Annotated in this window: 18 protein-coding genes; 14 read left to right on the forward strand and 4 right to left on the reverse strand. The window is 46.0% G+C overall.

The genetic code is table 11. The features are described 5' to 3' along the window. Positions 1-526: 526 nt before the first annotated feature. Complete coding sequence (locus AZI85_RS16455) at positions 527-1447, forward strand: HNH endonuclease signature motif containing protein (protein WP_063245079.1); 921 nt, start codon at positions 527-529, stop codon at positions 1445-1447. Between the two features lie 204 nt (positions 1448-1651). Here AZI85_RS16455 and mazG read toward each other — a convergent pair whose 3' ends face one another. Further along, positions 1652-2476 (reverse strand): nucleoside triphosphate pyrophosphohydrolase, encoded by an 825-nt coding sequence (mazG, locus tag AZI85_RS16460; protein ID WP_063245080.1) that lies wholly within the window; start codon positions 2474-2476, stop codon positions 1652-1654. A gap of 99 nt (positions 2477-2575) precedes the next feature. Between mazG and AZI85_RS16465 the strand changes: the two genes are divergently transcribed. The 13 genes from AZI85_RS16465 to AZI85_RS16525 all read left to right on the forward strand — a co-directional run bounded on the left by AZI85_RS16465 (position 2576) and on the right by AZI85_RS16525 (position 18057). Then, positions 2576-4984, forward strand: coding sequence for an HD family phosphohydrolase (locus AZI85_RS16465; protein ID WP_063245081.1), 2409 nt, complete (start codon positions 2576-2578; stop codon positions 4982-4984). Beyond that, positions 4965-5414 (forward strand): rRNA maturation RNase YbeY, encoded by a 450-nt coding sequence (ybeY, locus tag AZI85_RS16470; RefSeq protein ID WP_063245082.1) that lies wholly within the window; start codon positions 4965-4967, stop codon positions 5412-5414. Before AZI85_RS16465 ends, ybeY begins: the two co-directional genes overlap by 20 nt. Positions 5415-5719: 305 nt before the next feature. Continuing rightward, entirely contained in the window at positions 5720-6838 is a 1119-nt protein-coding gene (prfB, locus tag AZI85_RS16475) for a peptide chain release factor 2 (RefSeq protein ID WP_081111057.1), read from the forward strand. Continuing rightward, positions 6835-8070 (forward strand): ABC transporter permease, encoded by a 1236-nt coding sequence (locus AZI85_RS16480; protein WP_253721041.1) that lies wholly within the window; start codon positions 6835-6837, stop codon positions 8068-8070. Before prfB ends, AZI85_RS16480 begins: the two co-directional genes overlap by 4 nt. Then, positions 8063-8743, forward strand: coding sequence for an ABC transporter ATP-binding protein (locus AZI85_RS16485; RefSeq protein WP_063245084.1), 681 nt, complete (start codon positions 8063-8065; stop codon positions 8741-8743). The genes AZI85_RS16480 and AZI85_RS16485 overlap by 8 nt, the downstream gene beginning before the upstream one ends. A gap of 253 nt (positions 8744-8996) precedes the next feature. Continuing rightward, entirely contained in the window at positions 8997-11390 is a 2394-nt protein-coding gene (gene bamA / locus AZI85_RS16490) for an outer membrane protein assembly factor BamA (protein WP_063245085.1), read from the forward strand. A 153-nt stretch (positions 11391-11543) separates the two neighbouring features. Continuing rightward, a complete protein-coding gene (locus AZI85_RS16495; protein ID WP_063208432.1) occupies positions 11544-12044 on the forward strand; it encodes an OmpH family outer membrane protein in 501 nt (166 codons plus the stop codon). Positions 12045-12103: 59 nt separating this feature from the next. Beyond that, entirely contained in the window at positions 12104-12928 is an 825-nt protein-coding gene (lpxA, locus tag AZI85_RS16500; RefSeq protein ID WP_063208430.1) for an acyl-ACP--UDP-N-acetylglucosamine O-acyltransferase, read from the forward strand. Next, positions 12921-13853, forward strand: coding sequence for a Gfo/Idh/MocA family protein (locus AZI85_RS16505; RefSeq protein ID WP_063245086.1), 933 nt, complete (start codon positions 12921-12923; stop codon positions 13851-13853). Before lpxA ends, AZI85_RS16505 begins: the two co-directional genes overlap by 8 nt. Then, a complete protein-coding gene (gene lpxB / locus AZI85_RS16510) occupies positions 13853-15004 on the forward strand; it encodes a lipid-A-disaccharide synthase (RefSeq protein WP_063245087.1) in 1152 nt (383 codons plus the stop codon). Before AZI85_RS16505 ends, lpxB begins: the two co-directional genes overlap by 1 nt. After that, on the forward strand, positions 15001-16020 hold the full coding sequence (gene lpxK / locus AZI85_RS16515; RefSeq protein WP_063245088.1) for a tetraacyldisaccharide 4'-kinase: 1020 nt from the start codon (positions 15001-15003) through the stop codon (positions 16018-16020). Before lpxB ends, lpxK begins: the two co-directional genes overlap by 4 nt. After that, positions 15992-16873, forward strand: a complete 882-nt coding sequence (locus tag AZI85_RS16520) for a lysophospholipid acyltransferase family protein (protein ID WP_063208424.1) — start codon at positions 15992-15994, stop codon at positions 16871-16873. The genes lpxK and AZI85_RS16520 overlap by 29 nt, the downstream gene beginning before the upstream one ends. After that, the gene (locus AZI85_RS16525; protein ID WP_253721042.1) at positions 16858-18057 is read left to right on the forward strand and encodes a DUF3108 domain-containing protein; all 1200 of its coding nucleotides are present in this window, start codon (positions 16858-16860) and stop codon (positions 18055-18057) included. Before AZI85_RS16520 ends, AZI85_RS16525 begins: the two co-directional genes overlap by 16 nt. A 290-nt stretch (positions 18058-18347) precedes the next feature. On the opposite strand, the gene AZI85_RS17810 is transcribed toward AZI85_RS16525, so the two are convergent. The 3 genes from AZI85_RS17810 to AZI85_RS16540 all read right to left on the reverse strand — a co-directional run bounded on the left by AZI85_RS17810 (position 18348) and on the right by AZI85_RS16540 (position 20282). Continuing rightward, positions 18348-18713 carry a glutathione S-transferase C-terminal domain-containing protein gene (locus tag AZI85_RS17810; RefSeq protein WP_063245090.1) on the reverse strand — a complete coding sequence of 122 codons (366 nt, stop codon included), beginning with the start codon at positions 18711-18713 and terminating at the stop codon, positions 18348-18350. 9 nt (positions 18714-18722) lie between these two features. Continuing rightward, positions 18723-18971 carry a glutathione S-transferase N-terminal domain-containing protein gene (locus AZI85_RS17815; RefSeq protein WP_063245091.1) on the reverse strand — a complete coding sequence of 83 codons (249 nt, stop codon included), beginning with the start codon at positions 18969-18971 and terminating at the stop codon, positions 18723-18725. A gap of 186 nt (positions 18972-19157) precedes the next feature. Further along, positions 19158-20282: a cyclic nucleotide-binding domain-containing protein gene (locus AZI85_RS16540; protein ID WP_063245092.1), complete on the reverse strand. Its 1125-nt coding sequence runs from the start codon at positions 20280-20282 to the stop codon at positions 19158-19160. Positions 20283-20313: the final 31 nt, after the last annotated feature.

Here is a 20313-nt window from a genome sequence, read left to right on the forward strand (position 1 = left end):
AAGATAGAAAGATAGAAAGATAGAAAGATAGAAAGATAGAAAGATAGAAAGATAGAAAGATAGAAAGATAGAAAGATAGAAAGATAGAAAGATAGAAAGATAGATAGATAGAAAGATAGATAGATAGATAGATAGATAGATAGATAGATAGATAGATAGATAGATAGATAGATAGATAGGGCGACAGAACCGCACTTCATTCAGAGTAAAACATTTCGAACAGAATGTTACTGGTCGAAACTCTTAGCGACCGGTTTGATGCAATTGCTCACTGCCACGATGGCAGTAAAACCCTTTATTACAAACCAAAATTTAGTCGAAATAATCTTGACGAGTTTTCCGTGTCCGTAAAACGACCATGCTTAAACGAATCCACTAATTTATTTTAAAAATGAATCTTGAGCCAATATTGCACAGTCTGCGCAATGCGGAAGTGTTTGAAGGGCGGTTCATTTGTTCTCGGGGCATACATCCTGAAAAGCAATTTAAACCCATGATATGTTCTGCGCATGGGTGAGGTGTTGAAATGTCGATTTCAAAAATGACAAACAATGAATTGGATTCAAGAATAAAAACTCTTGCGAGCAATGAGCGCAAGCTTTTGAAATCTATTCTCTTCACAATATCAGAGATTGACAGTCGACGTTCATATTTAGAGCTAGGATATCCCAGTCTTTTTGATTATCTCACGAAAGAAGTCGGTTATAGCGGAGGAAGCGCACAAAGACGAATTGATGCCGCTCGAATTCTTCGTGAGATTCCTGAGACTGCAGAGAAAATAGAATCTGGTGAAATAAAGTTGAACCAAATATCGATGCTACAAAGAGCCGCAAGAGAAATTGCGAAAGAACGCAATGTAGAGGTGAGTGCACACGATAAAAAAGAACTTTTGAATCAAATTGCCAATCGAGGCCACGAAGAGACGCAAAAAGAGATCGCCATTTTTTTTGATCTGCCCGTAATTGAAGCTCCCGTTTCTAAAGTACAAGCCGATGAAAGCGTTCGCTTAGAATTCACATTGACCAAAGAACAATATGAAAAGTTGAAACAGGCACAAGCCCTTCTTGCACACTCATCATCTTCGTCTGATATTCCGAATTTTATTGAACATATTTGCGATAAGATTATCACTCAGAAAACTAAAGTTAGATCTTTGAAGAATGAACGCGCGGATGAGACGCGCATTGATTCTAGTGGCGAAAGTTCCGTTACTGCCACGGTGGCAGTAAGCACGCGCGTCAAGAAAATGCTGCTCGCAAAACAACCTTGCTGTCAGTTTAAAATCCCATCCACCGGAAAAATCTGCGGAAGTACTTGGCTGTTGCAAGTCGATCATATTCGACCGCGCTGGAGCGGAGGTGATAACTCTATAGATAATCTTCAGGTGCTCTGCGCACAACACAATAGGTTGAAGTACCGTATGGAAGCTGGACGGCGATTTAAGTAGATTGGAGAATTTGTTTCTTAATCTCTAGCTTTGGAGTTTATCTTAAGGTGAGCAGGACTGAAAAATAAGACAATATAGACAGAAGACAGAGGGAAGATAAAAGATAGAAGATAGAAGGAAAGACAAAGCTAGCGGATAAAGGCCAGTACCAGTCGCCTCAAGCGAAGTGATTTGCCGGCAGCGCCAAAACCTTTTATCAAACGCCTACTTCCCCCTCAAAATCTCCTTCGCCTTCACCCAATACTTATCCTTATCATCCATACTCAAAGAACCCCAATCAACCCCATCCGCGGCGGCCAGTTCGACCATCTTATTAAACCGTGTCTCAAATTTCACATTTCCGCGGCGAAGAATCTGTTCCGGTTCTAAATCCAAATGGCGACTTAACTGCGCCAAGGAAAACAAAACATCCCCGAGCTCCGCTTGCACCTGTTCGTCGGTGCCTTCATCAATCGCTTCGCGAAGTTCGGCGAACTCCTCTTCCACCTTATTCATCGCGCCTTCCGCATCTTCCCAGTCAAACTGCAGCTTCTCAGTGCGTTTGCCGATTTTGTAAGCGCGTTGCAAAGCGGGAAGGGGAGGCACATTCAAAGCATAAGGCGAAGCAGAAGCTCCACTTCCATCAGCCGCCTTTTCTGCCTTCTTAATCGATTCCCAATTGCGAACAACTTCAGCAGAGTCCGCCACTTTGGTGTCACCAAACACATGCGGATGCCGGCGTAAAAGCTTCTCTGAAATGGACGAAATGACATCTTCTAAAGTGAAAGCTCCACGTTCTGAAGCCAACTGAGCGTGCAAAACCACTTGAAAAAGCACATCGCCCAGCTCTTCCTTCATCTTCTGGTCTTTTAAAGCTCCACTCGGATATTCAAGAACCTCCACCAACTCGTGGGTTTCCTCGATTGCGTACTGAGTCAAAGACTCATGAGTCTGCTCTTTATCCCAAGGGCAGCCATCTGGCCCGCGTAGACGCGCCACGATCTCGACTAAGGACTCAATTTGACGTAAGTTGGATGGAATTGCAGCCATAAGGAGCCTCGACTTTCTGATGGAATCTCTTCATAGCTAGCACAATTACAGAGTGATTTCGACAATTTTCGCAAAACAGGATACGGTAGAAAACTGGATATGCAGCGAGGTAAGCAAACTAAAAAAGGTGAGAGTCCCACGACTCGTGTCAACTATGAGGATCACAGTCTTAAGTTCTTAGACTGGGTGGATTCCATTGGCCTAGAGAAAACCTTCTTTGGTCGCATCGTTCAAGTCATGGAAGAAAAATTCTTCATCCGCCGTGCTGCCTTGATCTTCCTTTACTGCGTCCTTCTTTCTTATACGATTTTCTATCAATTAGACGTTCCTTATAACTTCAACGTCGGCGACGTCGCGAAATTCGATGTGGTTTCTCCGATCGGTTTTGAAATGACCGACGAAGTCACCACCGAAGAAAAGCGCTTCAAGGCCGAATATTCGGTGCCGATCGTTTACGACTACGACACCAGCGTCTTTGAAAGAGTGTCCGTCAACCTGATCCACTCCTTCAGAACCATGCGCGCGTATTACCGCGAAACAAAATGGTCGCCAATACCGTCAGAACATCGCCGTCAGGTGAAGGACTTCTTCCAGCACAAAAAGCAATTCGAAAAAGAATTGGGAGTGGTGGTTTCAGATTTCATGTTCGAATGGCTGATTGATCTGAAGTTCACACCCAGAATTGAAGCCGTGATCATTCGTAACCTAGAAAGCTGGTACGACAAAAAGATCGCAGAAGCCCCAGACCGTTTTATCCCGGCGAATCAAGCAAGTGTCCTAGCCCGCGTCGTGCATAAAAACAACTTGGGTAAAGAGTTCCCCATCCCACGTGAAGAAATCCAAGATTTGCAGGCGCCAGAAAATTTCGAGTTCGATTCAAAAAAAGACCTGAACAGATTCTCTGAAAGTGACCAGGCCAACCTTCTGTATTTCGCTAGATCCTTGCTAGTCCCGAACCTGACCTTGAATAAACAAGAGACAGCGTCAAGAAGGCAGTCCGCTCGCGATGCGGTGATTCCGGTCACAATCACGATTAAAAAGAACCAAGCCATTATTTCTCAAGGCTCCGTGATTCAACCGGGTCAGATGGCCGTCATTAAACAAATCGAAAACATTCGCGCAGACAAGCGAAAAGACATCATGGCGCTTTCAATGGCCCTGATGCTTTCCGTAGCGATTTTAGTCTTCTTCTCGTACCTGAAACGTTTCACGATGAACAAAGTGAAAATCGAGTTTAAAGACGTGACCGTGATGATGCTTATCGCGTTCGGAGCGATTCTTTTCACAAAGATTTACATGTTCATCACCGATGCGGCCTTCGCCTCAAAAATGGGTCATATCATTCCTCCGGCCATCTTCCTGTATGCGGCTCCGGTGGCTGCGGGGCCGATGTTGGTGGGCCTGCTTATTTCCTACGGTGAAATCGTATGGCTCTTCACGGCCTTCCTTTCGGTGTGCTTGGGTATCATGGTCGACTACAATTACAGCTTCATGTTTGTCAGCTTGGTCGGTGGTATCGCGGCGGCTCGCGGGGTCTTTAATTGCAAAACTCGTAACGACATTTACTTTGCCGGGGTCAGAACGGGTGTAGTCAATGCCCTGATGATCGCGTTCATTTTAACAATGACGAAGTTTGATCAAGAGGGCGGACTTAAAGAAATCCTTCTTTCAATCCCCGCGGGTTTCTTAGGCGGTATCTTCAGCGCGCTCGTCACGATGATGTTCATCCCGCTCCTGGAATCCATCTTCAACTACACAACCGACGTTAAACTTCTTGAACTGAGCAACCTGAATCATCCATTGCTAAAAGAGATGATCGTAAAAGCTCCGGGAACATATCATCACTCGATGATGGTGGGTTCGATGGTAGAGGCCGCAGCCGAAGAGATCGGAGCCAATCCGCTCTTAGGTAAAGTTATGTGCTACTACCACGATATCGGTAAGATGGAGCATGCGAACTATTTTATTGAAAATCAAAAACCAGGACACAACCCTCACGATCACATTTCTCCATTCATGAGTAAGACCTTGTTAGTGGCGCACGTGAAAGACGGTATCGAGATGGGGATGGCCTACAAACTAGGTAAGCCGATCTTAGACGGTATCGTTCAGCATCACGGAACGACGTTGATTTCTTATTTCTACAACAAAGCTTTGGATCTAAAAAAAGAAGACGATCCAGAAATCAGCGATCAAGATTTCCGTTACCCAGGTCCTAAACCTCAGTTCCGTGAATCTGCACTTTGCATGCTTGCAGACAGTATCGAAGCGGCGGCGCGCTCACTCGATGAACCAACGCCAGCGCGTCTGCAAAACATCGTTCGAAATATCATCCAAAGAAAATTCTCGGACGCACAGCTGGACGAGTGTAATCTAACTCTGAAAGATATTTCGAAAGTCGAAGCCGCCTTCGTGCGCATTCTTCTGGGTATTTACCATCAACGTATCGACTATCCGCGCAGCGCGGGTGGTGGATTGGGCGACACCAATGCAACTTCTGATCGTTAATGAATCTAAGCACGCCGTGCCTCGCAAATTCATCACGGAATGGATGGACGAAGTGGTCAGTGAGCTTAAAAAACGTCGCATCCTCAAAGCCGCCCACGCGAAAAAAGAACTCACCTTGGTGTTCTTAGATAAAAAGCCCGCGCAGAAAATCAATTTCGAGTTTCGCGGTAAAGACTACGCCACAGATGTCCTTAGTTTTGACTCGATGGACCCGATTTCTTTCGGGGAGCTTGTCATGTGTCCCGAAGTTCTAAAGCGCCAAGCTAAAGAACATAAACTCAGTTTTCAACATGAATTGGGATACATGCTTTTGCATGGGGTTCTTCATTTATTGGGCTATGATCATGAGACCAATGAAAAGGACGCCAAAGAAATGTTCGACCTCCAGGACGCTGTTTTCGAAAAGCTTTTGAAAAAACTCTCTGCCTAAATCGGGCTCAATTCCTCTATATTGCTGCTTAAGATCAAAAAATAAAAGATCCCCTCGGAAGAGACACTTTGCGCACCTTGATTTGATCAAGTTTTAAGCGAAACCGGGGTGGGTCCATCAGTTTCCACTCTGAAACTCCCATATTTCGCAATTCGTCGAACGAACACACCCTGGCATCGAGATTGTAATAGGGAATCTGTGTTCTCCCTTGTCGCCTCCGAGAGCTTTTCCCCTCCCTGCTCGCGGAGGCGTTTTTCTTGACAGACTAGGTCCCCCAGATACACTGGGGCCTATGTCTATCGTTACTGAATCATCGGAAATCAAAAGCAGAATCGGCGCTCTCGAAAGTTTCTCGACGGAACTTCGGGGGTATCTTTGACCTAGATAAAAAGAAAAAGCGTCTTGACGAGCTTGCGATCCAAGCCGAAAACCCCGCGCTGTGGGAAAAGCCTGCAGAAATGCAAAAACTCAATAAAGAAAAGACCCTGCTTGAAAGAGCGGTGGGAGAGTTTGATTCTTTCGCCAACCGACTGAGCGATGCCAAAGTTCTTTTGGAAATGGCAATGGAAGCTCAAGATGAGGGCAGCTTCAGCGAAGTGAAAGCCGAAGTCGATTCCTTAGAAAAATACGGACAAGATTTAGAATTAAAGCGAGTTCTTAATGGCGAACTCGACACGAACAGTGCTTACTTATCGATCAACTCGGGCGCCGGTGGGACGGAGTCCTGTGATTGGGCCGAGATGCTTCTGCGTATGTACACGCGCTATGCCGACAAACACGGCTATAAGGTCAGTGTTGTCGAGATGACCGAAGGCGAAGGAGCGGGGATCAAATCCTGCACTCTTTTAGTCGAAGGACCTTACGCTTATGGCTACTTGAAAGCAGAATCGGGCGTTCATCGCCTCGTGCGTATTTCTCCGTTTGATTCCAATGCTCGTCGACACACTTCTTTTGCGTCTGTGTTTGCGTGGGCCGAGGTCGACGACGACATCAATATTGAAGTTCGTCCTGAAGACACTCGCGTTGAAACTTTCCGTTCTAGTGGGGCGGGTGGACAGCACGTGAATAAAACCGACTCTGCAGTTCGTATGTACCATATTCCAACAGGCATTGTTGTTTCCTGCCAAATGGAGCGTTCGCAAATCCAAAATAGAGAAAAGGCGATGAAGATGTTAAAAGCGCGCCTTTACGAATTGGAAATTGAAAAGCGCAATGCTGAAAAAGACGCGATGAACTCGCAGAAAAAAGCCAACGAATGGGGATCGCAAATTCGTTCTTACGTGATGCACCCTTATCAAATGGTGAAAGACCACCGCACGGACTTTGAAACCAATCAAGTGGACGATGTGATGGACGGGGATTTAGATGGCTTTATCATGGCTTATCTAAAATCCCAAATCACGACAGAGGCGAAACCTCAGTGAATAAGTCCTTAATGTGGATTGCATGGCGACTTTTGATTTCTCGAAAAACTCTTTTCGGGGGATCGGCGCCATTGTCTTTGTTGGGACTTGTTTTAGGTGTGGCGGCGCTGGTCGCATCGATGGCCGTGATGAGTGGCTTTGAATCAACATTGAAGCACGCGATGGCCGATGTTTCGGGGCATGCGCAAGTGGTGAAGCGCTCGCGTTTTCCTGATGACTATAAAGAACTTGAAGAGAGAATTAAAAAAGCCGAGCCCACGTTGGTGGGATCTTCACGCTTCGTCTTTATCGAAGCGGTTCTTGCTCACCAAGGAAAAATCTCTGGCATCCTGATTCAAGGTGTGGACACTCAAGAAGTCGGCAAAGTTTTAAATTTCAAAAGCCGGGTGATGAGCGGCTCTGCGGATTTAAGTTCTTCTTCAGAGTCGGAAGTTCCCTTGGCCTTAATGGGTAAAGGCCTTGCCGCAAAAATGAATTTAAAAGTCGGCGATAGTTTTCGTGTGGTCGTTCCTGTTGCTGACGCCGTTGATCCGTCAAAATTCCAGCGCCGTGTCGGGGAATTCCAACTGCAAGGAATTCTGGATTTAGGAAAATATGATTGGAACGAAAGATTCATTTTAAGCGATCTTGCAGCCACACAAAAACTAGCCGACATCGGAGATCGTTATTCCGGTTTGCTTCTGCGTTTTGAAGACGTGGACTACGCACGTCAGGCCGCTTTCAATTTAAGTCATGTCTTAGGTTCACCATACTGGGTGCGCGATTGGAGAGACTCTAACGAAAATCTTTTCGAAGCCGTCAGCGTAGAACGTCCCGGAATTTTCTTTGTTGTCTTGATTATTACTTTGGTGGCGGCGTTCAACGTCTCTTCGACGTTGCTGGTGAACGTCGTTCGACGCTACAAAGACATCGCGATCCTAAAAACCGTCGGTCTTTCGCGAAAAGACATTATTAAGATCTTCGCCTTCCAGGGGCTTTTCATGGGCGGGATTGGTTTGTTCTTTGGATTTATTCTAGGATTTATTCTTTGCCTGCTCTTTAACTTCGCGCAAAGCCGTTTAGGTCTTGTTGCCGGTGAAGTTTATCGTCTGGATTCGATCGATGTGAACATCCGTTTTGTTGACTCCATCGCCATTGTTATCGCCACACTTTTGATTTGTTTCATCGCCACATTGGCGCCCGCTCGTCGCGGCGGCCGATTGAACCCAGTAGAAGGGCTTCGCAATGAATGACACTAATGTATTTTTAAAAGCCGTTGATATTCACAAATCCTACAGCCAAGGTACGGGAGAGTTAGAAATTCTTCGTGGCATCAGCCTAGAAATCAAAGAAGGCGAAGCTTTAGCGATCTTAGGTTCTTCGGGCGCGGGTAAAAGTACACTTTTGCAAATCATGGGAACTTTGGATCGTCCGAATAAGGGCGAACTCTTTTGTGAAGGCCGCGATCTTTTGGCGATGAGTGATGATGAGCTGTCTCGTTTTCGTAACGCGGAAATGGGATTTGTATTCCAGTTCCATCATCTGTTGGGCGAGTTCACGGCCTTGGAAAACATCATGATCCCATGTCGCGTGGCGGGTGAAGCTCCGAAAGCGGCGCGTGAAAAAGCTTTGCATCTTTTAGAATTCATGGGTCTTGCTGAGCGTCGAGAACATTATCCAAATCAGTTGTCTGGTGGTGAGTTGCAGCGGGTCGCCATCGCGCGTGCCTTGGTGCGACATCCAAAGATTCTTTTCGCCGATGAGCCGACGGGAAATCTGGATTCGCAGACGAGTGGAAAGATCCAAGAGTTGTTCTTCCGTCTGAAAGAAGAGATGAAGCTCGCACTGGTCGTGGTGACGCATGATTTGACCTTTGCGACAAAGTTTCCAAAAGTATACCGAATGAAAGACGGCGTCTGGGTCTAAACACTGGCAGATTCGTTTCTTCCGCGTTGCTGCGTCGGCGCTGTACATTTGTACAGCTTTCTCCTTGCGCCTTGAATAAACGAATCTTCCAGCGTTTAGCCTTCTCAAAAATGCGCTAACTGCGCGCTTTTCCTTGGAAGCGCGGCGCGTCTTCTTTGACAGGACCTTGGTCTTAAGTTACGATTCCCCAATAAATTTGTAAGTACGCAGAAATCTTATAGATTTTCGAAAAACGCCTGGCGGGGAATAGACTTTGAGTAAGCTTCTTTGTGCATTGTTAATCACTTCGTTATCTTCGACGGTTTGGGCAGCTCCAGCTAAGAAGAAAACCGCTAAAAACACCAAAGCTCCCGTGCAAGCGGCAGCTCCAGTTTCTTCAGGTCTTATGATCAAAACTATTGAAGTCACTGGAAATCGTAAAATCGAAAAGGATGCGATTCTTACCAAGATCACTTCCAAAGTGGGCGGAGAGTATTCTGCACTCAGCATCCGCGAAGACGTAGAAGCTCTTTTCAAGCTCGGATTCTTTAATGACATCGAAGTGGATCGCCAAGTTTCCGGTAAAGACGTTACGCTGACGTACAAAGTTTTAGAAAAACCGTCCATCGTCGAAATTACTTACGAAGGAAATAGCGAAGTTAAATCCGAAGATATCGCCGACGCCACAGGAATTAAGCCGTATCAGCTTTTGAATATGGCGAAAGTAAAAGAAGCCGTTGAAAAAATCCAAAAGCTTTACGAAGACAAGGGTTACTTCTTAGCGAAAATTGAAGCCGAAGTTCAAAACATCAACAAAGATGAAACCGTTCGTCTGGTGTTTAAGATTCGTGAAAACGACAAAGTGAAAGTAAAGAAAATCACTTTCCTAGGAAATAAAAACCTTGGTGACAGTCAGTTGAAGTCCAAAATGCTGACTCAAGAGGGCGGATTCTTTTCGGGTCTTTCGGGCTCTGGTCAATACAAGCAAGAAATGTTCGAGCGTGACGTGCAGATCCTTCGCTTCCTTTACTGGAATCAAGGTTACGTTCAAGCTAAAGTCGATCGTCCCCAAGTGACCGTGACTCCAGACAAAAAGAACATCTACATCACCATTCGCATCGAAGAGGGTGAGCAATACGATGTCGGCGAAGTGGATTTTGCCGGCGACATCTTGTTCCCGAAACAAGAACTTTATGAAGCCATCAAAATCGATGACAACGGTGTCTTTGCTTATGACGTTCTTCAAAAAGACATCAGTGAGTTGACGGCGAAGTACGGAGACTTGGGTTATGCCTACGCCAACGTGATTCCTCGTACGGCGTTCAATGCCAAAGAGCGCAAAGTGAATTTGATCTTTGAATTCGACAAGGGTTCGAAAGTTTACTTCGGTAAGATCAATATGATCGGAAACTCGAAGACGCGCGATAAAGTCATCCGTCGTGAATTGAAAATCCACGAAGGGGAGCTTTACAATGAAACCCGCCGTCGTCAGTCTTTGGAAAACATCCAACGCTTGGGTTACTTCGAAGAAGTGAACTTCAAGACTTCGATTGATCCCGAGCGCACGGAAGTGATGAACGTCGACATCGCCGTGAAAGAAAGAAACACCGGACAGATCCAATTGGGAGCTGGTTACGGAACATCTCAAGGTTTCACTTTGCAGGGTTCGATCAATCAGGCGAACTTCTTAGGTAAAGGACAAAACCTAGGTGCGTCTTTGAACCTCAGTAATACAGGAAGTTACTACAGTCTTTCGTTCACTGAGCCTTACTTCAACGACACTCTTTGGTCCGTCGGTGGAGACCTTTATCAAAGTGCCAACTCTGCACGTGCCGACTACGATGAAAAACACACCGGGGGAGCCATCCGTTTCGGTCACCCCTTGGCCGAGTTCACCCGCGGATACTTGCGCTATAAATACGACGACACTCAGCTTGAAGAAAAATTCGATAGCGAAGAGCAATCTTTAACGGACCGCGATTTGTTCCCTCTGGAAACCGCTTCCGGTGTTACAAGTTCGATTACGGCAACGATTGATTACGACACTCGTAACGACCGTCAAATGCCGACGAAAGGGATGTACGCGAGTGCGTCTTATGAATACGCAGGTCTAGGTGGAGACTTGAAATTCACTCGCATGAACACGAATTTCCGCTACTACAAAAACCTGTTCTGGGATGTGGTGTGGCGAAATAACATCAGTTACGCGCGCATTGATTCTTTAGAAGGTCAAGACGTGCCGTTCAGTGAATTATATCTACTTGGTGGTCCATACTCCCTACGTGGTTACCGTTCGTACCGTGTGGGTAAAATGAAACTATCCAACAAGATCAAAGCTAAGATCATCGCGGACAACCCGGGTATTAGTGACGAAGAAGCCACAAAACGTGCGATGCGTTTCTACGGTGGTACTCAACAGGCGATGTACCAGACGGAATTACAGTTCCCTTTAGTTAAAGATGCTGGCATCATGGGTGCTGGATTCTTCGACGTCGGTGCTGCGGATGATATCTTGTCAGAAGATAATTTCTTTGCAGACGTCGGCTTCGGTATCCGCTGGTACTCTCCGATCGGGGTCTTGCGTTTCGAATGGGGCTTCCCACTGAACCGCGATCCACTCTACCACGACGCCACCGTGTTCGAGTTCTCGATCGGGCCTAGTTTCTAGCGCGCACGCGCGCAGAAGCCGCAGCGCCTCGGCGCGGAGACTGGACTCGCTCGGTAGAGCAGAAGGCGCAGCGGGCTTTGCCCGCGTAGCTGAACTAGCTCTCACTAGCAGAGAGTAACAAAGAATATAGTTTTAAACCTTTAAGGAGGATTGATGAAAAAAATGTTGATCGTGCTAAGCATGCTTATGACGGCATCCTTCGCACACGCGGAAGCAAAAGTAGGTTACGTGGATATGCAAAAAGCTATTCAATCTACTTCTGCAGGTAAGAAAGCAAAAACAGAACTTGAAGGCGAGTTCAATAAAAAGAAAAAAGAACTAGAGAAGAAAGAAGCTGATTTGAAAAAAATGGGCGAAGACTTGGAAAAGAAAAAGTCTGTTCTTTCTGAAGATGCTCTAGGTAAAAAACAAGCGGAATTCCAAGAAGAAATGTTGAAGTACCGTGATGTTGTTGGCAAAAGCCAAGTTGAAATCCAAAAGAAAGAGCGTGAACTCACGGCTCCTATCTTGGAAAAAATGAAAAAAGTCATCGCGAAAATCGCGAAAGACAAAGGCTACACGATGGTGATTGAGAACTCTCAGATGGTGCTTTATGCAACACCTGAGGCGGATTTAACACAAGAAGTGATCGCGGCCTTCGAAAAAGAAAAGTAGATCTCGGATAAAAACGAAAGGGCCTGCAAGGGCCCTTTCTAGTTTAAGGTAAAGTACTCATGGCAAATTATAAAGTTCATCCAAGCAGTGTTATCTCTCCCGAAGCTGAAATAGCAGACGATGTTGAAATCGGTCCTTACTGCTTGATTCAAGGTAAAGTTAAAATTGGTAAAGGCACGTTAGTAGAAGGTCATGTGACCTTAGGTTCTCGCCACGGTATTCTGGAAATCGGCGAAAACAATCACTTCTCTCCAGGTGCTGTTATCGGTGGTCCGCCACAAGACGTTTCTTACAAAGGCGAACCGACAAAATTGGTTATTGGAAAAAACAACACCTTCCGCGAATTCACGACAGTGAATATCGGAACTCCTAAAGGTGGCGGCGTTACATCCATTGGCGACAACTGTCTGTTGATGGCTTACACGCACATTGGACATGATTGTCATATTGCGAACAACGTTGTAATCGTGAATGGTTGCCACTTGGGTGGTCACTGTGAAATCGAAGAAAACGTCACTATCGGCGGGGTTTCGGCTCTGAACCAATTCACAAAAGTGGGTCGTGGTGCTTTCATCGCTGGTTCTTCGATTGTGAATAAAGACATTCTTCCGTTCTCGCGCGCACAAGGTAACTACGCGACGATCCGTGCAACAAATAAAATCGGTCTTTCTCGTAAAGGCTTCCCACGTGAAGAAGTTGCGAATGTCCACAAAGCCATTCGTATCATCATTATGGGATCTCACACGGTGGACGAGGGTATCGAGCGTATTAAACAAGAATGCGTTATGAGTCCTAACATTGAATACTTCATCAACTTCATTAAGTCTTCGAAACGCGGTATTGCTGTAGATAGAAGCCCTAAAGGATGGCAGGACGATGACTAGTCAGAAATTGCGTGCCGCGGTGATCGGCGTGGGTTACTTAGGTAACTTCCACGCTCAGAAATATAAAAACAATCCCCACGTCGAACTTGTGGGAGTGTGTGATCACTTCCCCGCACAAGCAGATAAGATTGCGGCAGAGTTGGGAGTAAAAAGCTTCCACCGTCCGCAAGATTTGATCGGCCAAGTGGATCTAATTACCGTAGCGGCAAGCACGTTGAGTCACTACGAAGTGGCAAAAATGTTTTTGCAAAACGGTGTGCACGTGAATGTTGAAAAACCAATCACGGCGACTGTACCTCAAGCTGAAGAGCTTGTGGCTTTAGCAGAAAAAAATAATTTGAAGTTAGCTGTCGGTCATATCGAGCGTTTCAATCCGTCTGTGGTTGAAGTGAAGAAAAATCTTAAAAAACCGCGTTTGATCGAACTGACTCGCATGGCGACTTACAAGGCGCGCGGTGCCGATGTCAGCGTATTGCACGACTTGATGATTCACGATATCGACATGTTGTTCTTCTTAAGCGGCACAAGCGAAATTGAATCCATGATTGGAACAGGCTCTAAGCTTGTATCTAAAGAACTAGATACGGCCTCTGTGACGATCAAAATGAAAAACGGTGTGGTCGGTGTCATCAACGTCAGCCGTGTTTCTTCGACAATGACTAGATCTGTGCGTGTGATCGAAGACGATTTCACTCTGTTCGCAAATACGGGCATCCATGAGCTTGAAAAAGGCGAAAAGGGACCTGGCGGAGACGAGCTAGTGAAGTACACAAAGTGGACTTTAGAAAAAGCTGACGCTCTTCAAAAAGAAACCGACGCCTTTGTCGATGCAGTTATCAATAATAAAAAACCTGTGGTTACAGGAGTCGACGGTCTGGTTGCTTTAAAAGCGATCGAAGACGTGCAAAGAATGATCGAGGGCTAATGGATCAGGTTCTGTTTGTCGCGGCGGAAGCCTCTAGCGTCACCTATGCTCAAAGAATTCTGGAAGCTTGGAAGAAGCAAGGTCGTAATATTCATGCTTTCGGCGTCGGCAGTCAGGACATGGAAAATATCGGCTTTGAGCGCTTAGGAAAATCGGAAGAGATGGCCGTCGTCGGAGCGGCAGAAATCATCGCTCAATACGGTCACCTCAAAGGCGTTTTTGACAGTCTGGTCGCCGAAGCAGAAAAGCGTCGTCCTAAAGTGGCGATCGTCATGGATTACCCTGAGTTCAACTTGATGCTTTCTAAGAAGCTTCATGCCATGGGTATCCCGGTTGTGTACTACATTTCTCCGCAAGTGTGGGCGTGGCGCAAAGGCCGTGTCAAGACGATCAAAAAGTACTGCAAAGAAGTCTTCGTTCTTTTCCCATTTGAAGTTCCGTTCTATGAAGAGCACGGCGTCCCTGTGGAATTCGTTGGCCATCCGTTATTGGATGAACTCGACGACAAGCTTCTGAACGACAAAGATTACTTAAAAACTCACCGCAATCAGTGCGGCATCCGCGATGATGAAATCGTTTTAGGTCTGATGCCGGGAAGCCGTCGTTTAGAACTAAAACAACACTTTCAGATTCAACTGGATACGGCGCGTGTTTTATCCAAAAAATATCCGAACCTTAAAGTCGTTATCTTGACGGCTCCGACGTTCACGAAGGAAAAAATGCAGGAGTACCTTGAAGACTTCCGTCTTCCTTACATACTTCTGAAAGACGAGCCTTTCCGCATGATTCATCTTGTGGACATGATGCTCGTAGCTTCGGGAACAGCGACATTGCAAGTGGGTATTTTGAAAAAACCGATGGTCATCATGTATCGCATGAAATGGCTGACGGGCATTTTCGCGAAACTGGTCGTGCGCGGAACGAAGTATTTCGGTCTGGTGAATTTGATTTTGAACAAAGAAGCCGTGCCGGAAAGATTCCAATCGGAAGTGAATCCAGAACATCTGGCTTCTTTATTAGAAAAATATATCGTGGATCCTGCTTATAAAGCCCAAGTCGTTCATGATTTGGAAGAGCTTAGAAAATACCTAGGCGATCGCGGAGCCACTCAACGTGTTGTTAAAGCATTGGATAAATATTTAACAAAATGAAATATTACTTAAGGCCTTTTTCTTTTCTGTATAACCAAGTTGTCGGAGTTAAAAACTCTCTGTACCGCCGTGGTGTGATCCGTGTTTATAAAGCACCGGTTCCCGTGGTGAGTATCGGAAATCTGACAGTCGGGGGCACAGGAAAAACGCCCATCACGGATTATTGCCTTAAAGCTTTAGTTGCTGATGGAAAAAAGGTCGCCGTCATCAGCCGTTCTTATCGCGCCGATGTAGAAAGTCCGTCTCAAGTCGATGTCGGACATCCGTTTGCGGCTCGCTACTATGGCGATGAACCCGTGTTGCTCGCACAAGCGAATCCTCAAGTTGCGGTCTTTGTCGGTCCAAGCAAGTGGCAAACGGCGAAGTACGCCGTCAGTAAAGATCAGTTCGATTTACTGATCGTGGATGATGGTTTCCAACATCGTAAACTTCATCGCGATCTGAATATCGTGATCTTGGATGCGACAGAAAGCATCGAAAACTACGCGGTCCTTCCAGAAGGCCGGGCCCGTGAATCTTGGGAAGGTGTGGAAAGAGCCGACGTCTTAGTTCTTTCGAAATGCAATCTTGCTCCCGATGCGGACTTGAAGGTGTTAGAAAGTCGTCTTCCCAAAGGTAAAGAAGTTCTTTATCTCGGTTATCAAATCAATCATCTTAAAAATGTCGCGACCAAAGCCGTTATCGCTCGTGAAGAGCTTAAAGGAAAATCTTTATTCCTGGTCTCGGCGATCGCTCGCCCGGACGTTTTTGAGAAAATGATGAGAAATATCGGAGAGGTTTCTAAAAAGAGCCTGCACTATCGAGATCATCATCAATACACCGCTGCGGATGTGGCTCATATCCAAGATGAGTTCCGCAAAGCCAAAGCTGATTATCTTATCACGACTGAAAAGGACGCGGTGAAACTGCGCCAGCTTTTCTCAGACTCCTCGCTGCTATGGAGTGCCTCTTTAGAGGTGGCCGAGCAGGGAAAGAAGGGACGTCTTCATGAACTTATTAGTCAAATTCTTCGTTAGTGTGATGAGCTTTTTTAGCTCGATGTTTCCGCGCACCTGGCTTCGTAAATCGGGCTCCTGGGTGGGGTTTCTTTGGTTTGATGTCTTCGGTTTTAGAAAGCAAATCGTGTTAAATAATTTGCAGATCGCCTTCCCCGAATGGAGTGAAGAGCAAAAACTAAAAGTCGGACGCGAATCGGTTTATAATTTGGGCTATAACTTCGGTGAGTTTTTTTTCATTCCTTCTTTGTCGCAAAAATGGCTGGATAAGAATGCCGTTTTTGAAGGCTGGGAAAATATTGAAAAAGCCCGCGCTGGCGGCAAAGGGATGTTCTTCCTGACTCTGCACTTAGGAAACGGGGACCTGGCGGCAAACACCCTGGTCATGAAAGGTCAGCCCACTTACATCATCACTAAGAAATTTAAAACTCAGTGGTTCAATGACTTGTGGTTTGCCACTCGTGGCGCCAAAGGTGTTCAGTACATCGATGCCCACGGACCAAACAATGCCTTTGAGATTTTAAAAGCGCTGAAGAAAAACGCTGCCGTCGTCTTCGTTCTGGATCAGTACATGGGAAAGCCTTACGGAGTCGCGACGACTTTCTTCGGTAAGCGCACGGGCACCGCCTATGGTCTAGCTCTGTTTGCACAAAAGACGAAGGCACCGGTTCTGCCGATTTATACCTTCGAGGGCCCTGATAAAAAACTGCATGTAGTTATTGAACCAGCTATAGACACATCTCAAAGTGTGTCCGAAGATAAAGATCAGACTATCTTGAACCTGACACAGTCCTTCAACAACAAGTTGGAAGAGATTGTGCGTAAGCACCCTGAACAATGGATGTGGGTGCATCGTCGATGGAAGGATTTTTAGTGAAAGTGCCAAATCTTCTGGGATCAATCGTTGCGGTGATGTTTTTGGCTTCTTGCTCATCTTCAATTTTGAAGTATGAAAAGTCCGAGAATCTGAAAAAGAACGACGAGTTCGAAAACGCCGTCTCGATTGTAAAACCAGAAGCACCGGCTCCGGCACCAGCGGACCCGACTCAGCCCGCGGAAACGGCGGCGGCTCCAGTAACCACGGCTCCAGCTCCAAAGACTCCAGAGAAAACCTCCAGCAAATCTGCGACAACTTCGAGAAAAACCGCCACAGCGAAATCGGCTTCATCGAAGACTTCTTCAACCGGAGTAGGCTCAGCATCAACGACCTCTAGCAAAAAAGAAACAAAGAAAAGTTCAGCGAAATCTGCAAAGTCTGCTAAGGCCGAAACGGCAAAAGCAGAAGTGCCTGCAACTCGTCAACCCGACATCGAAGACTCTGCAGGATTTGAAGGCGCTAGCCGCCGTCCGTTGAAAGACCCCTTCCGCGTGGGCGAGGAAGTCGTGCATGACGTTCACTATTTCAAAGTGTCTGCGGGCGAGCTTCGCTTGAAAGTCGAACCTTTTGCAATGGTGAATAACCGCAAGTCCTATACATTTGCTATCGAAATCAAAACAAGTAAGTTGTTTAATAGTTTTTATAGCGTGGATGACCGCGTAGAAACTTTCGTCGACTTTGAAGACTTGGTTCCTCGTGTGTTTCAACTTCACGTGAAAGAATCTAAACAGCTTCGTGAAGCGAAAATGCTTTTTGATACTGAAAAGAACACAGCGACTTTCTGGGAAAAGAAAGTGACCAAAGAAGACGGGGAAGAAGAAAAGCGCCAACAGTGGGACATCCTTCCTTTTACGCAAAACGTGTATAGCGCCGTCTACTACATGAGAAACTTCCAATGGGAAACCGGAAAGGAATACGCCTTCCGCGTCGCGAACGATAACGAGAATCTAGTTTTTTCCGGTAAAGCCATTCGCCGCGAAGTTCTCGACACTGAACTGGGCCCAATGAAAGCCATCGTGATTCAGCCCAATATCGTCTTAAAAGGGAAATTCAAACCTATCGGCGACAACTTCATCTGGTTGTCTGACGACGACAGAAAATACGTCTTGCGTATCGAATCCAAAATCAAAATCGGAACCTTAGTTTCCGAAGTGGTGTCGATCAATCCGGGTAAGCCATAGCTGACTCAGAGCTGTCTCGATTAACGCTCATGCTTACTGCCATCGTGGCAGTAGATTAAAATACCAACGCAGCTGCTTACTACCACAGTGGCAGTAACTCAGCATCACTGGAATACATGATCCTAAAATCCCGAAACGCCGCTTGAGCCCCAATTCTACTTCCACGGTGGAAGTAGAATGAGCCGGTAACCAACGAATTTGGATTAGCAACAAGCGGTTTGCTTACACCTCGTAAAAAAGACTCTAAAGGTATTTTCTTTGAGCGGGAAGCTCCAGGTAGGTGAAAACGATCAAGTCTCTTTCACTTCCGCCAGCGCTTGACGTTCTAACTCAATCAGCGACGGATGTTTCAACATCATCTGACGATATTCTTCAGCGACACCTGAAAGCGTCACGCCGTAACTTTGAAAACGGAATACCACCGGAGCATAAAAGCAATCTGCAATCGACCATTCGCCAAAAAGATACGGTCCGCTAGCGGCATGAACACTTCGGCATTCGCTCCAGATTTGTTCGATGCGCTGAATGTCGACGGAAATATCCGTCACATCTTTCGTGATTCTTTTTGCGATATTGCCCGGCATCGCTTTACGAAGTTCGGCAAAGCCGGAGTGCATTTCCGCGACCACAGATCGTGCCCAGGCGCGAGACTTCATCTCCTGCGGTCACATTTTCTTTTCAGGATATTTCTCATTCAGATATTCCAAAATCGCCAGCGAATCCCATATCGTCAAATCTCCGTCAATCAAACAAGGAATGCGCCCTGACGGGGAGTGCTTCAAAATTTCTTTCTGTGTCGAAGGCTTATCTAAAAGCACCACAGTCTCGACAAACGGAATGTTGAAAGAGTGAAGCGCCAACCAAGCGCGCCAAGACCAAGTGGATAGATTTTTATCGCCAATAATTAATTTCATAACAGTCCTCGAATTGAAATACCCGGGGGAACGCAGATTCATCCCATACTAAATTAATAAGTTAAGTAGATGTATCAAATTTTTTGGAGATAGATCTTGTTGGCTCTATAAGATTATTTCAGATAACCGCAGAGTAAATGGTCGAAGACAGTTTTTCGATTGTGTGTCCGAGGCGACAAAAGGCCCTTACTTCCTCAACGCATCACTCTGCAAACGCTGATGCGCCAAAGTTTCAATTTCTTTTGCCAAGAATAGATTTTGTGAAAGAACACGGTAAAAATTCTGCTGGCCGATTTCCAAAAAAACAGAATCCTGCTGTGTGGTCACAGTGGCCGTTCTTTGGCCACCGCTCATCAACAAAGAAATCTCTCCAAAGCAGGAACCTTGTCCAAGAACGTTGATGTTTTTTCCGCGCTGGCTGATGACGACATTTCCTTGAACCAAAATATAACAAGCATTTCCCGGTTGCCCTTCTTGGAAAAGGGTCTGATGAGCTGGGGCCTGTTTCAATGTCCCGGAAAAAATCAAACTGTCTAAACTTTCATTCGGCAGGTCTTTAAAGAAAGGCGAGGAGGCTAAAGCTTGCAGAACCCAAAAGCGATGCTGCAGACTTTGTGCCTTGTCGGTTTTAATAAGTTGATCGAACTCAGGCAAGTGACGCACGCGCAGCACTTCGCAATCCATCGTAGTAATCACATCCGCCGTACGCGGTTGATTTAAAAGAAAACTTCTTTCACCAAAAATAGAACGGCTACTTAAAGTGGCCACCAATTGCCGGCGCTTTTCATCCAGCACGCGGTAGATCGAAGCGTGGCCTTTTAAAAGAATATACAAATCACGATCCTGCTGACCGGCTTGGGTGATGCGGGTGTTTGCAGGAACGCGCAGACGCTCGGATTTTTGCAAAAGAAACTGCGCTAATTGCGGCTCGAGGGATCGAAAGAAAGGAAGATCTTCCGCTCGCACAGAAGTGCCAGCGCCGGGAGTGAAAGACGCTGACTGAAAACGAACTTCCTTTGGCGCCAGTCCCGAAAAGTAATTTTTGAAAGAGGCATTCGTTAAAATCCCTTCCTCAATCAAAAACTGCAGTAAAGAATAAAGTTCTCGAAAGCTAACAAGCCAACCTTGCCCCAGAAAGAACTGAATCAGACCTTCAATCGAACCAGAATTTCTTAAAACATCCAGATAAGAATAATGAAGCGAATTCAGGCGAAAACTCTGACGGGTTTCAAGCACGGTCACGGTACCACCATCTCCTGATGGGGAGAGCTGCAAGGGTTTTAACTGGACCAATTCTTTTTCAAGCTTCATGCACATGCCATATCGGATAAAAACAGGTTTT

Source organism: Bdellovibrio bacteriovorus (assembly GCF_001592755.1).
Lineage (GTDB): Bacteria > Bdellovibrionota > Bdellovibrionia > Bdellovibrionales > Bdellovibrionaceae > Bdellovibrio > Bdellovibrio bacteriovorus_E.

Excerpts from the sequence above, each read along its gene's own strand:
- AZI85_RS17810 (WP_063245090.1), bottom strand. The coding sequence starts at position 18,713 with ATGAAGTCTCGCGCCTGGGCACGATCTGTGGTCGCGGAAATGCACTCC.
- AZI85_RS17815 (WP_063245091.1), bottom strand. The coding sequence starts at position 18,971 with ATGAAATTAATTATTGGCGATAAAAATCTATCCACTTGGTCTTGGCGC.
- lpxB (WP_063245087.1), top strand. The coding sequence starts at position 13,853 with ATGGATCAGGTTCTGTTTGTCGCGGCGGAAGCCTCTAGCGTCACCTAT.
- AZI85_RS16465 (WP_063245081.1), top strand. The coding sequence starts at position 2,576 with ATGCAGCGAGGTAAGCAAACTAAAAAAGGTGAGAGTCCCACGACTCGT.
- ybeY (WP_063245082.1), top strand. The coding sequence starts at position 4,965 with ATGCAACTTCTGATCGTTAATGAATCTAAGCACGCCGTGCCTCGCAAA.
- AZI85_RS16495 (WP_063208432.1), top strand. The coding sequence starts at position 11,544 with ATGAAAAAAATGTTGATCGTGCTAAGCATGCTTATGACGGCATCCTTC.
- AZI85_RS16485 (WP_063245084.1), top strand. The coding sequence starts at position 8,063 with ATGAATGACACTAATGTATTTTTAAAAGCCGTTGATATTCACAAATCC.
- mazG (WP_063245080.1), bottom strand. The coding sequence starts at position 2,476 with ATGGCTGCAATTCCATCCAACTTACGTCAAATTGAGTCCTTAGTCGAG.
- AZI85_RS16525 (WP_253721042.1), top strand. The coding sequence starts at position 16,858 with ATGGAAGGATTTTTAGTGAAAGTGCCAAATCTTCTGGGATCAATCGTT.
- lpxA (WP_063208430.1), top strand. The coding sequence starts at position 12,104 with ATGGCAAATTATAAAGTTCATCCAAGCAGTGTTATCTCTCCCGAAGCT.
- AZI85_RS16520 (WP_063208424.1), top strand. The coding sequence starts at position 15,992 with ATGAACTTATTAGTCAAATTCTTCGTTAGTGTGATGAGCTTTTTTAGC.
- AZI85_RS16505 (WP_063245086.1), top strand. The coding sequence starts at position 12,921 with ATGACTAGTCAGAAATTGCGTGCCGCGGTGATCGGCGTGGGTTACTTA.
- AZI85_RS16540 (WP_063245092.1), bottom strand. The coding sequence starts at position 20,282 with ATGAAGCTTGAAAAAGAATTGGTCCAGTTAAAACCCTTGCAGCTCTCC.
- lpxK (WP_063245088.1), top strand. The coding sequence starts at position 15,001 with ATGAAATATTACTTAAGGCCTTTTTCTTTTCTGTATAACCAAGTTGTC.
- AZI85_RS16455 (WP_063245079.1), top strand. The coding sequence starts at position 527 with ATGTCGATTTCAAAAATGACAAACAATGAATTGGATTCAAGAATAAAA.